General features: G+C 63.9%; 11 protein-coding genes. All 11 read right to left on the bottom strand.

What is annotated here, in order from left to right; translation table 11 throughout:
- Positions 1-66 precede the first annotated feature (66 nt).
- The 11 genes from EU803_RS13310 to EU803_RS13260 all read right to left on the bottom strand — a co-directional run bounded on the left by EU803_RS13310 (position 67) and on the right by EU803_RS13260 (position 12,772).
- Positions 67-1,245, bottom strand: coding sequence for an MFS transporter (locus EU803_RS13310; RefSeq protein WP_129683584.1), 1,179 nt, complete (start codon positions 1,243-1,245; stop codon positions 67-69).
- An 83-nt stretch (positions 1,246-1,328) separates the two neighbouring features.
- Entirely contained in the window at positions 1,329-2,138 is an 810-nt protein-coding gene (gene iolB / locus EU803_RS13305) for a 5-deoxy-glucuronate isomerase (RefSeq protein ID WP_129683582.1), read from the bottom strand.
- Between the two features lie 171 nt (positions 2,139-2,309).
- A complete protein-coding gene (gene iolE / locus EU803_RS13300) occupies positions 2,310-3,209 on the bottom strand; it encodes a myo-inosose-2 dehydratase (RefSeq protein ID WP_129683580.1) in 900 nt (299 codons plus the stop codon).
- Positions 3,210-3,222: 13 nt separating this feature from the next.
- Entirely contained in the window at positions 3,223-5,058 is a 1,836-nt protein-coding gene (gene iolD / locus EU803_RS13295) for a 3D-(3,5/4)-trihydroxycyclohexane-1,2-dione acylhydrolase (decyclizing) (protein WP_129683578.1), read from the bottom strand.
- 5 nt (positions 5,059-5,063) lie between these two features.
- On the bottom strand, positions 5,064-6,986 hold the full coding sequence (gene iolC / locus EU803_RS13290; protein WP_129683576.1) for a 5-dehydro-2-deoxygluconokinase: 1,923 nt from the start codon (positions 6,984-6,986) through the stop codon (positions 5,064-5,066).
- A 6-nt stretch (positions 6,987-6,992) separates the two neighbouring features.
- Complete coding sequence (gene iolG, locus EU803_RS13285; protein ID WP_129683574.1) at positions 6,993-7,997, bottom strand: inositol 2-dehydrogenase; 1,005 nt, start codon at positions 7,995-7,997, stop codon at positions 6,993-6,995.
- Positions 7,998-8,020: 23 nt separating this feature from the next.
- Complete coding sequence (locus EU803_RS13280; protein WP_129683572.1) at positions 8,021-8,818, bottom strand: oxidoreductase; 798 nt, start codon at positions 8,816-8,818, stop codon at positions 8,021-8,023.
- A gap of 91 nt (positions 8,819-8,909) precedes the next feature.
- A complete protein-coding gene (locus EU803_RS13275; RefSeq protein ID WP_129683755.1) occupies positions 8,910-9,689 on the bottom strand; it encodes an ATP-binding cassette domain-containing protein in 780 nt (259 codons plus the stop codon).
- Between the two features lie 41 nt (positions 9,690-9,730).
- Positions 9,731-10,816: an ABC transporter permease gene (locus EU803_RS13270; RefSeq protein WP_129683570.1), complete on the bottom strand. Its 1,086-nt coding sequence runs from the start codon at positions 10,814-10,816 to the stop codon at positions 9,731-9,733.
- A 103-nt stretch (positions 10,817-10,919) separates the two neighbouring features.
- Positions 10,920-11,867 carry a sugar ABC transporter substrate-binding protein gene (locus tag EU803_RS13265; protein ID WP_129683568.1) on the bottom strand — a complete coding sequence of 316 codons (948 nt, stop codon included), beginning with the start codon at positions 11,865-11,867 and terminating at the stop codon, positions 10,920-10,922.
- Between the two features lie 80 nt (positions 11,868-11,947).
- Positions 11,948-12,772, bottom strand: a complete 825-nt coding sequence (locus tag EU803_RS13260; RefSeq protein WP_242494366.1) for a TIM barrel protein — start codon at positions 12,770-12,772, stop codon at positions 11,948-11,950.
- Positions 12,773-12,806 lie beyond the last annotated feature (34 nt).

The raw sequence follows: 12,806 nt of genomic DNA, 5'->3' as shown, positions 1-12,806 counted from the left end.
GTTGAGAGACGCGCGGGCTATAGCCCGCCTTCGCGTCAAGGAAAAGGGCCAAAGGGGGTTCTGGGCCTAGTCTGTCCGGTCCTGCGACAAAAGGTAGACAGCCAGCCCGACAATCAGCGCCAGCCCGGCAAACAGGAACAGCGCCGCATAGGGTTCGGCCGCCGTCTGGGCACTGTCGGCACTGGTGGCATAGATCGGGCGGGTTACGAATTGAAACAGGCCGACGCCCCCAACCCCGAACAGGTTGATCAGCGTCACCCCGCGCCCGGTCAGATGCGCCGGGAAGAAGGCCTTGGCATGGGCAACCAGCATCGGGAAGGATGCCCCCGCAAAGCCGACAAGCGCCAGCAGCGCGACCGACACCCAAAGCCCCCGGTCCGGCATGGCATAAAGCGCGAGGCAAGCGACCGCGCCCAGCGCGTTGCCAGCGAAGATCACCCACTTTCGGGTGCCGAAGATCCGGTCCATCGGCCCATAGGCGAAGTTGCCCGCGATCATCGCCAGACCCATGATCAGGGTCACGGTCCCGATGGTGCCGACATCCGCCGCAAAGACATCCCGCGCATAGGGCGCGACCCACAGGCCCCGCAACCCCGCCGACGGGGCGTAGTTGACCAACATCATGATGAAGATCGGCCAAAGCGCGGGCATGGCCAGCAGGGTCAGGACCGACCCTTTCGCCGTGCTGACCACCTTTTCCGGGTCTTTCACAGTGACCCAGATGATCAGCGCGACCAGAAGTGTCAGCGCGGCGATGCCCATGACGGTTTCGCGCCATCCGAACAGGCCCACCGCCCAGGCCATCGGGGCTGCGGAAAAGATATTGCCAAGGCTGCCGATCCCGATGGTCATCCCCGCAAGCGTCGCGAAGACGGCAGGGGAATAGACACGGGCGAAAATGAAATAGGACGCCATCAGGACCGGCGAACAGCCGATCCCGATCAGCGCCATCGCAAGGCTGATGTGCAGGGGCGACTGGGCCATGGCGAACAGAACCGCCCCGCCCGCGCCGCCAATCGCCAGAAGAACCGTCGCGGTCATCCGGGGCCCAACCCGGTCCAGCGCGGCACCGACAGGGATCTGGAAGCCCGCGAAGATCAGGAACCAAAGGCCCGAGGCAAAGGCCAGATCTTCCGGCGTCGCGCCGATATCCGCCTCAAGCGCCGGGGCAAGCACGGCCAGAAAGGCACGATAAAACTGGCTGAGCACATAGCCCGCAATCAGCGACGCGATTCCGATTTTCATGTCTGGACCTCTTCCCTGCTCGTGGAACATGCATTGATGACCGGGAAAGGCAAGTGACAGTTCTTGCGGTCGGGCTGGCCGGGTTACTTCGCGTCGCGGTCCATGATCCACTGGACGGCGGGGTCGGCTTTGAACCGCCATTTGCGCAGGGGGCCGGCCATGACGTTGAGGTAGTACATCTCGAACCCGTAGGGGGCGCCGCAGGGGTGGTGTCCGCGCGGGACAAGCACCACGTCGCCATCCTTGACCGCCATGGTCTCGTCTAGCGTCCCGTCCTCGGTATAGACCCGCTGGATGCCGAAGCCGTCGCCGGGATTCAGCCGGTGGTAATAGGTTTCTTCAAGATAGGTGATGTCGGGATAATCGTCTTCGTCATGCCGGTGGCTGGGGTAGGACGACCAATGCCCGTCGGGGGTGAAGACCTCGGTCACCAGAAGGCTGTCGCAGTAGTCCTCGGCCTCCATCGCGATGTTGTTGATGTAGCGGGTATTCACGCCGGTCCCCCGCTGGGTCAGGGTAATCCCCTCGGGCCCGATCCTGCGCGCGGGGTGTCCGCCGTGGCCCGGGGCCGAACAGACCGCGACGGTGCAGTCGGTCTCGGCCACCAGCGACCAATCGCTGTCATTCGGGACATAAAGGCAATGCGGCGGGGTCTTTTCGAACACGTTCATCCGGTCGCCCAGCACGCCCCATTCGGTGCCCGCTGCAGTGATCCGCGCCTTTCCCTCGACCATCACAAGGATCACCTCGCGGTCGCCCGTCGCCTCTGCCGCCGTCTCGCCCGCGCGCAGCCGGTAGAGCGAGAAGCCAACATAGCGCCAGCCCGCGCTTTCAGGGGTGATCTGATGCACCTTGCCGTGGGTGCCGAAGGGCTTTTTCAGTAGGTCGGGCATGGTCGGGTCCTTGGGTGTTGATTGTCGGTTGCGGTGGGACGCCTTTGCACAAAGGTTTGAGCGCCCGCCCTCCGGGCCGGTCGGGCGATCATACCCGCCCCATGCAGCTTTCGCTGACGCTCAAGCCGGGCGGGTTTGACCCCATGATGTGACTACTGCGACGAAAACTGATTATCCCGCAATCTCCAGCCCCGCCTGGCCACAGACCTTGAGGATATGCTCGTATCCCATCTTTGAATAGTCGTAGGGCGGTGCCTTGGCCGGGTCCTGTTCCGCCTCGACCACGATCCAGCCGTGATAGTCGATGGATTTCAGGTGGTTGGCCACCGCCTGGAAGTCGATGCAGCCATCCCCCGGCACGGTGAAAGCCCCGGCGATCACCGCGTCAAGGAAGCTGCGGTCGTTGGCCCGCACGTCCGCCACCACATCGGGCCGGATGTCCTTGAAGTGGACGTGGTGCACCCGGTCGCCCCAGCGGTTCAGCGTGGCCATCACATCGCCGCCGCCGAACAGCAGGTGGCCGGTGTCGAAGCACAGGTTCACCTCGTCCCCCGACCCTTCCATCAGCCAGTTCACGTCGTCTTCGCTTTCGATGATCGAGCCCATGTGATGGTGATAGGCAAAGGGCATCCCCCTGTCTGTCATCCACTTGGCCACCTCGGTGATCTTGGCTGCATAAGCCAGAACCTCGTCCCGCGTCAGGCGAGGGCGGTTGTTGACCGGCACATCCTGCATCCCCTGCACGGTGTTGGAACATTCGGCATAGACGATGCAGGGGGCGTTCAGCGCGATGAACTGGTCCACCTGCTGGGTGATCGCGGCAATCTCGGTGGCGGTGTCATTGACCAGCGACGCGCCCGAACACCAGCCGCCGCACAGCGCGATGTCGTATTTCTCCAGATAGGCCCGCAGCCCTTCGGTGTCATGCGGCATACGCTGGCCGCGCTCCACCCCGGTATAGCCGATCTCGCGGGCCTCTTTCAGGGCCTGCTCCATCGTATAGGCGGCGGTGATGTCCGGCAGATCGTCGTTCTGCCACGCAATTGGGGATATCCCGATCTTTACGCTCATCTCTGGCGCCCTTCTACACTCTGTTCTGCGACTTGCGCTTGGTTTCAAAATTGGCCCGGGCCGCGTTGACCTGGGGTCGGACCGAGACTTCCGGCACGCCCACTTCCCACCATGTTCCGCCATGCGGGGTCGAGGGGTACGGGTCGGTATCCAGCACGATCGCATAGACCCCGTCGTGGTCCTTTGCCAGCGCCAGATGCTCCTCCAGTTCGGCAATCGACGCGGCCTTGACCGCCTTGGCCCCCATGGCGCCCGCATGGGCGACAAAGTCTATGTTCGACGGGTTTTCGTGAACCGTGTGATCCAGCAGGCAGTTGAACTCGGCCCCGCCGGTGCCCATTTGCAGCCGGTTGATGCAGCCAAAGCCCCGGTTGTCGGTGATCACCAGGGTGAACTTGATCCCCATCATCACCGCCGTCGCCAGTTCCGAGTTGGCCATCATATAGGTGCCGTCGCCGGTAAAGCAGACCACGTCGCGGTCCGGCTCGGCCATCTTGATCCCGATGGCGCCAGCAATCTCATAGCCCATGCAGCTAAAGCCGTATTCCATGTGATAGCTGCCCGGGCGGCCCGCTTTCCACAGCTTGTGCAATTCGCCCGGCATGGTGCCCGCCGCGCACATCACTACGGTGTCGGGCCCTGCCGACCGCTGCACCGCGCCCACGACCTGCATGTCGGTCGGCAGGGCGTTGGCGTCTTCGTCCGGCGCATCGGTCAGCGGATCGACCTTGGCGAACCAGTCCGCCTTGAGCGATGCATCGGGCGCCGTGAATGTCGTGCCCGCAATCTCTGCCGACAGCGCCTCCAACCCCGCCTTTGCATCACAGCAAAGCGGCTCCGCCCCGTGTTTCATCGCGTCATAGGCCTGCACGTTCAGGCTGACCAGCTTGCGCCCCAGGTTGGCGAACAGCGACCACGACCCGGTGGTGAAGTCCTGAAACCGAGTGCCGACGCCGATCACAAGATCGGCCGCCGCGCAGACGGTGTTGGCACTTTCCGCGCCCGTGACCCCGATTGGGCCAAGGTTCAGCGGGTGATCCCAGGGCAGTGCCGATTTGCCGGCCTGGGTTTCCACCACCGGGATCTGATGCGCCTCGGCAAAGGCGCGCAGGGCGTCGGTGGCGTGCCCGTAATGGGTGCCGCCTCCGGCGACGATCACCGGCGATTTCGCGGCCTTCAACAGGCCCGCCACCCGTGCCACCTCGGCCGGGTCGGGGCGCTGTTCCCGGCGGTGCCAGACCCGCTCGTCAAAGAAGGCTTCAGGCCAGTCGAAGGCCTCGGCCTGAACGTCCTGACAGAAGGCCAGCGTCGCCGGGCCGCACTCGGCCGGGTCGGTCATCACCCGCATCGCGCGCGGCAGCGCCGTCAGCAACTGTTCGGGCCGGGTGATCCGGTCAAAATAGCGGCTGACGGGGCGGAAGGTGTCGGTCGCCGTGACCGTGCCATCGGCAAAGTTCTCGGGCTGTTGCAGCACCGGGTCGGGGCCGCGATGGGCAAAGACATCGCCGGGCACAAACAGCACCGGCAGGCGATTCACATAGGCCAGCGCGCAGGCCGTCACCATGTTCGTCGCCCCCGGCCCGATCGACGAGGTCACCATCATCGCCCGGTCCCGGCGCAGCTGCTTTGCATAGGCAATTGCCGTATGCGCCATCGTCTGTTCATTGTGACCCCGGTAGGTCGGAAGCACATCGCGCATGCCGTGCAGCGCCTCGCCCAACCCCGCCACGTTGCCATGGCCGAAAATCGCCCAGCACCCGGCGATAAAGCTGTCGCCTTGCGGCGTCTTTTGCGCGGCAAGGTATTTCACCATCGCCTGCGCGGCTGTCAGCCGGATTGTCTTGCCCATTGCTGCTACTCCTTGTTCACCCCGGCGTCCGCCCGGGCCTTGTCCCAAATCTCGCACAGGCGCGCGAAGCGGCCCGCCATCTGTTCAACCGCCGCGGCGTCATCCATCGCGCCCGTCATCCAGGCGCGCGCCGCATCGCCAAAGATCGTCCGCCCCACGGCAAAGCCCTTCACCAAGGGCTGTTTGGCCGCCAGCGCAAAGCTTTGCGCCAGCTCCGCCTCGGGGGCGTCGAGCCCCAGAACCACGATGCCGCGCGTGTGCCTGTCATGCGCCTCGATCGCCGCCACCGCATTCTGCCAGGCGGCCTCGGTCTTGAATGGCTCCAGCTTCCACCAGTCGGGATAAACCCCGGCGGCGTAGAATTGTTCGATCAGGGTTGCCGTGGTCATGTCATCCACCGGGCCGACCTTCGACGGGATCACCTCCAGCAGGAACTCAAGCCCGTTGCGCCGCGCCGCCGTGAACAGCCGCTTGACCCGCGCCTCTTGCGTGGCCCGCGTCTCGGCATCGTCGTCGGGGTGGCAAAAGACCAGAAGCTTCACCACGTTTTCCCGCGCCCATTCGCGGAACTGGCCAAGATCGTCGCCCAGCTCAGGCTCGAACGCGATGGGGCGCGATCCGGGCAGTTCCGTCGGCCGCCCGATCCACAACCCCGTCCCCGAGGCCCGGTGCAACGCCCGCCGCCCGATCCGGTTGTCGCACAGGATGCCAAAGCCGCCCTGCCCGTCCTGCACCCGCAGGGCCGCCTCTAGGCACAGCTCCTTGAAGGCCGCGCCTTTAGCTGGGGTATAGCCCGCCATCTCTTCCAGCTGCAGGCGGTGGTCGAAGGCAAAGGTCTTGACGCTGTCCCAACGTCCCTTGCGGGTGGTGGACCAATGGATTTGCTCCAGGTCCGGGTCGTTGCGCAGGTCCGGGCGGACAACGCCGCGGTCCAGAAAGAACTCCAGCTCGGCCAAGGACGGATAGGCGGGCGTGCAGCCGTGGCGCGACACCGCGAAGGCCCCGCAGGCATTGGCGTATTTCAGCGCCGTTGGCCAATCCGCCCCGTCCAGCCAGCCCTTCAGAAGGCCCGACATGAACCCGTCGCCCGCGCCCAACACGTTGAACACCTCGATCGGAAAGCCCGGTCCGGTCTGCCCGTCATCAAGGCTGTCGGGGATCGCGCCCTCAAAGGCAACAGCCCCCGCCGCACCGCGCTTGCAGACCAGCACCGCCCCGGTGACGGCCCGCACCGCGCGCAGGGCCGCGATTGTGTCCGTGGTGCCGCCGGCGATGTGGAACTCCTCTTCCGTGCCGACGATCAGGTCGAACAGGTGCAGGGTCGATTGCAGCTTGGCCGTCACTTTGGCGCTTTCGACAAAGCGGCTTTCGCCGTCGCCATGACCCGCCACGCCCCAAAGGTTCGGGCGGTAATCGATATCCAGCGCGGTCTGCATCCCCGCCGCCCGCGCGATCCGCAGCGCCTTCAGCGTCGCCGCCTCCACCTTGGGGTTCGACAGATGGGTGCCCGTGGCCACAACCGACCGCGCCTCGCGGATGAAATCCTTCTCGATATCGTCTTCCGACAGGGCCATATCTGCGCAATTCTCGCGATAGAAGATCAGCGGGAACTGGTCCTCGTCCCGGATGCCCAGAAGGACCAGCGCGGTCAGACGGTCAGGGTCGGTCTTTACCCCCCGCACGTCCACCCCTTCGGCGGCCAGCTGCGACCGGATGAACCGGCCCATGTGTTCATCCCCTACACGGGTGATCAGCGCCGACCGCAACCCCAGACGCGCCGTCCCCGCCGCGATGTTCGTCGGGCTGCCGCCGATATACTTCTCGAAACTCCCCATATCCTCCAACAGCCCGCCGATCTGCGACCCGTAAAGGTCCACAGAGGAACGGCCGATCGTGATAACGTCGAGGGGTTTGGTCGCGTCGGTCATGTCGTTTCAGCCAGTGATTTCCGAAAGTTTCACCGCCCGGCCTTCGGCCACGGATTTCACGGCGGCATCGGCCAGCGCCAGCGCCATCATCCCGTCGTGCCCGGTGGTCGGCGTCGCCGCCCCATCGGCCACGGCAGCGACAAAAGCCGCGATTTCATTGGCATAGGCCGCGGTGTAGCGGGTCATGAAGAAGTTCAGCAGCGGCGGGCGGGCAAAGCCTGCGGTGCCCGCAAAGTCGATGTTCGCCTCGTGCTGGTTGCGCGCCGCCACCATCCCGTCAGACCCCAGAACCTCGATCCGCTGGTCATAGCCATAGGCGGCACGGCGCGAGTTGGTGATGATGGCCTGGCGGCCGCTGGCCGTCCGCAGGATCACGTTGACGCTGTCAAAATCACCCGCCGCGCCAATCGCGGGATCGGTCAGGACCGAAGCCGCTGCCATGACGGTGTCCACCTCTTCGCCCAGAAGCCAGCGGGCCATGTCGAAGTCATGGATCGTCATGTCGCGGAAGATGCCGCCGGACCGCTTGATGTAATCCACCGGTGGCGCGCCGGGATCGCGGCTGGTGATGGTAACCATTTCGACGGTGCCAACGCGGCCTTCGTCGATGGCGGCCTTCACGGCCATGAAATCCGGATCGAAGCGGCGGTTGAAGCCGACCATCAGCGTGGCGCCTTCGGCCTCGACCGTTTTCAGGCAGGCCTGCACGCGGGCCAGCGACAGATCGACCGGCTTTTCGCAGAACACCGCCTTGCCCGCCTTCGAGAACTGTTCGATCAGGTCGGCGTGGGTATCGGTGGGGGTGCAGATGATCACCGCATCCACGTCATCGCTGGCGGCGATATCGTCGATACTGCGGATATCGCAGCCATATTTGTCTTGCATGGCCTGCGCCGCGGCCGCGACCGGATCGGCGATCGCCACAAGGGTCGCCCCCGGAACGGTTGCAATTGCGCCCGCGTGAACCTGCCCGATGCGGCCCGCGCCCAGAACACCAAACCTGACTGTCATGTTGCTTTCCTTCATTCGGGCCTTCATTCGGGATAGGCCCCGGGGACAAATTGATCGAAGTCGATGACCGTGCCGGTCATGACCCCGGATTGAGAGCCGAGGAGATAGCTGGCCAGCCCGGCAAGATGGGCGGGCTTGACCAGCATCCCCATGGGTTGCGCGGCCTCGGCCTGTGCCAGCCAATCGTCGTCCGCGCCGTGCCATTTCTTCTGAACCGCGTCTTCGCCTTCGGTATCCATCCAACCCGGCGCGATGGCGTTTACCCGGATCCTGTCGGCCCGCAAGGCCATGGCGGCGTTCTTGGTGACATTGGCCATGGCCGCCTTGGATGCCGAATAGGGCGCAAGAAAGCTCTGGCCGACATGGGCGGCACTGGACAGGATGCTGACGCAGGTGGCCGGATGTCCGGCGGCGCGCGCCCGCTGCGCAAAGCGTTGGATTGCAAAGAAGGGCCCGCGGGCGTTTACGTTCATCAACTTGTCCCACAGGTCGGGCGTCGCATCGAGAACCCCGCCCCGGTCGGACAGTCCGGCAGCAAGGGCCAGCGCGTCCAGCTTGCCAAAGGTATCGGCGGCGAAATCCACCATCGCCTGCGCGGCCTCGGCATCGGCCATGTCGGCGCGAAAGAACCGGACATCGGCCCCACCCTTTGACATAGTCGCGGCGGCGGCTTCACCCTTGGCCGCGTCCCGGCCCACGATCACCACCTTTCGGCAGCCGTCGGCGATCAGGCGATCGGCGATGGCCCGGCCGACGCCCTGCGCCCCGCCGGTGACAAGGGCAACCGTATTGGCATGGGGAAGTTCGGTTTCGTTCGTCACTTGGACATCCTTTCAGGGACCGCCAAGACGGCGGAGATCACGGTCCTTCGACAAAGGCCCGAAGGAAAGCTTGGTCAGCCGGTCGAAGGGGTCAGGTGACCCCTTCGATATCGTATTCCGGTTGGGTCTTGGCCCCGGTGATATAGGCCACCACATCCTGCCCATCGGTTTCCGACTTGTTCAGGTTGGCCACGATCCGGCCCCGGCGGAAGACGATGATCCGGTCCACAAGATCCATGACCTGCCGCATGTTGTGGCTGATCAGGATCAGCGGCTCGCCCTGTTCCTTGAGCGTGCGGATGATGTTTTCCACCTGCGCGGTTTCCTGCACCCCAAGCGCGGCGGTGGGTTCGTCCATGATGGTCAGCTTCGAATGGAAACTGGCCGTCCGGGCAATGGCCACACATTGCCGTTGCCCCCCCGACATCCGTTCGATGGTATTGTTGATGTTGGGGATCTTCACGCCGGTCTTTTCAAGCGCCGCAAGGGTATCGGCGCGCATCGCCTTGTAGTCCAGCAGCCGGAACGGACCCAGCCAGTCCCACTTGGTCTTTTCGCGGCCAAGGAACAGGTTGTCGGGCACGTCCAGGTGGTCGGCCAGCGCAAGGGTCTGGAACACCGCCTCGATCCCGGCACGGCGGGCATCAAGCGGCCCGTCGAAATGCACCGGCTTGCCGTCAAAGATGATCTCGCCCCGGGTGCGTTGTTCCACGCCGGTGATCTGGCGCACGAAGGTGGATTTGCCCGCCCCGTTGTCGCCCATGATCGCCACGTGTTCGCCCTTGCGCAGGATGAAATCGGCCCCTTCCAGCGCGTGGACCCCACCGTAGTGCTTGGTCAGGTCACGTGTCTCAAGGATGATGTCGCCCATGTCGTGAAGTTCGATACCACTCATGTCTTTCTCCTCCCCGATCAGGACCGCGACGCGGCGCGTTGTTGCCGCCACTGGTCAAGAACCACCGCACCGATGATGATCCCGCCCATGGCCATGAGCTGGAAATAGGCGTCCAGTTTCACGTAGGTAAACCCGGACTGGATGACACCGAACACCATGGCCCCCAGGACGGTGCCGATGATCGACCCGCGCCCGCCGGTCAGGCTGATGCCACCGATGACCGCCATGGCGATGGCGAACAATTCGTAGAACAGGCCCATCCCGGATTGCGCCGTCAGGTTCTTGGAGCTCAGGACGATGGCCGCTATGGCCGCCAGCATGGAGGCGATCATGTAGACCAAGATCTTGTGCCGCTTGACATTGATCCCGGACATGCGCGCGGCATCTTCGTTCGACCCGATCGCATAGGTGTGCTTGCCATAGACGGTATAGCGCAGCAGGAAATGGCACAGCACTGCAAGAAGGGCGAACCAGATCACCGGCATCATTCCCGACCCGAGCCAGGCATAGCTTTCGGTGGGGAAGGAGACCGGCTGCCCCCGGGTCCACCACTGCGCGATACCACGACAGATCAGGAACATGCCCAGCGTGGCGATGAAGGGCGGGATGCGGGTGAAGGCGATGAACGCCCCGTTGATTGCCCCGATCATGGCGCCAAAACACAGGCCCACAATGATCGGCACGATGACCGGAAGGTCAAAGGCCCATGGTCCGAAAACCGCCTTGGGGTTGGGGTTGCCGTTCACCAGTTCGGTCTGGGCGAAGGACATCACGATCATCGCGGTCGCGGCCACCAATGGCCCCGACGACAGGTCGATCCCGCCCGAGATGATCACCTGCGTGACCCCCAGCGAAATGATCCCGATGATCGACACCTGAAGGATGATAATCTTCAGTCGTGCGATGTTCAGGATGGTTCCGTCCCGGTCGGTATTGAAATCGAACAGGAAGCTTTGGTTGTTCATGTAGGGCAGCACCTGCCCCATGAGTTCGAAAATAAGAACGATGATCACCAACGCCATGAAGATGTTGATCTCGTTTGGCCACGCCCGCTTGGACTTGTCGTAGGTCAGTCCGCCGACCCCGTGCGCTTGATCCGCCATTTTCGGCTCCCCTGAAGTCTTCATCCCTGCCCGGCCCTGATCCGCCGGAAGATTGCGGCAGGGCGCAGAAAACGCCCCGCCGCCAGTTCGTGCGGTTGCCCGCTTAGTTGCGCGACAGGAAGTCGGCGACGTTGGCCGGGGTCACCAGCTGGAACGGGATGTAGACCTTCTGGTCCACGTCCTCGCCACGGGCCAGCGCCAATGCTGCGTCAACCGAACCTTCGCCCTGACCGAAGGCGTCCTGGAACACGGTGGCATCCAGATCGCCGGCCTGCATGGCAACCAGCGCGTCCTGGGTGGCGTCGACGCCGACCACGATCACATCTTCCATGCTCACGCCCGAAGCCTTCATCGCCTGAATGGCGCCGATGGCCATTTCGTCGTTGTTGGCAAAGACGATGTCGAAGGATTCACCGGAAGACATCCAGTTGGTCATCAGGTCCTGCGCTTCGTCACGCGACCAGTTGGCGGTCTGACGGTCGATGATGTTGATGAAGTTGCACATGTCCATGCCGACGACATCGTCAACGTCCTTGGTCCGCTGCACAGCGGCCTGGTTCGACAGCTGACCCATCATCAGGTAGGCGTTTGCGCCACCCCCCAGACCGGCAGCACGGGCCAGTTTGCAGGCCTCGAACGCGGCAAGCGTGCCGGATTCGATTTCGTTCGACGCAACGAAAGCCTGGTTGTCGGGCAGCGTATCGACGTTCACCGGCTGACGGTTGACATAGACCAGCGGAATGCCAGCGGCTTCGGCAGCGGCGGTCATGGCTTCGGTGGCCGAGGTGTCCACGGCGTTGACGATGATCGCATCCACGCCCGAGGCGATGAAGTTGTTGATCTGGTCAAGCTGTTTGGCCACGTCGTCAGTCGCGTCTTCGACCTGCAGGTCGACACCGTCCAGACCGGCGGCATATTCGACCATGCCGTTGCGCATGACGGTCAGGAAGTTGTCATCGAAACGTGCGATCGACGCGCCGATGGTTTCTGCAAAGCTGGCGGTTCCAAGCACAGAGGCGAGGGCCGTCGCGGCGATAAGGGTCTTCTTCATTGGGTTCCTCCCATAAGCGGTGTCCGGCGCACCGTTTCCCAAGCCGGATGTCCCCGTTTCCCGGGGCTGAAACATCCCCGTCAGGCGTCCTCTGCGACCTGCGCGGAAATGAATTCGAAAGATCGCTTCAGGGCCGAATACGGGTCCGTCAGCGCATGTGTTTCAGGCGAAAAGCATTCGTAAGAGATCGGGCCCGCATAGCCCGCGGCCAGCAACGCCCCGATCTGTTCGATATTCCCAAGCCGGTCGTTTTCATCGACCAGCACCCGGTGTTCGTCTTCCATCTGGTCAACGGGCAGCGCCGGATCGACCACGCCCGATATATGCACGATCCCCGTTTCCGCCGGAAACAGCGGGCTTCCCCCAGCCAAGGTGTGGTGAAAGGTGTCATGAACGATCTTGAAGACATGACCGGCGTCCAGCGCATGGATCGTCTCGACCGTTTCCTGCTTGGACCGCAGCGACGACCGGCCAAAACCCAAGGGTTCGACCAGCGCGACAAGGCCCGCGTCTTCCAGCATCGGGCGGATCGCCTTGAGCGCGATGCGCAGGTTGGCGTGGCGTTCGCCGTTTCCGGTCTGAGTGCCGTCGTTGCGAGGGATCAGACTGATGGTTTCCGCGCCGCAGGCCTGTGCCGTCGCGATCAGTGCGCGCACTTCGGCGGCGATCGCATCGGACCAGCTGTTGAAGGGATAAACCTGGCTCAAGCCGACCAGACGCAGGCCCCGGTCCCGCGCCATCGCCCCGGCCGTGGCTGGATCGGCGCCATCGAACAGGGGACGGTCCAGATCGTTGCGCACCTCGACGCCGATGCACTCCAGCCGCGCCGCGAGGTCCAGAAAGGCGTCATAGGACAGCCCCGGAACGGTCATGTGGTTCAGCGCGGTGGTCAGCACCCGGGTCATCCTCCCCCGTGACGTGGCGTAACAAGCAAGGCAA

Origin of the sequence: Loktanella sp. IMCC34160 (assembly GCF_004145845.1) — a bacterium.
Taxonomy (GTDB): Bacteria; Pseudomonadota; Alphaproteobacteria; order Rhodobacterales; family Rhodobacteraceae; genus SELP01.
Note: the sequence above shows the minus strand (reverse complement) of the source record. Positions and strands in the feature narration are given on the sequence as shown.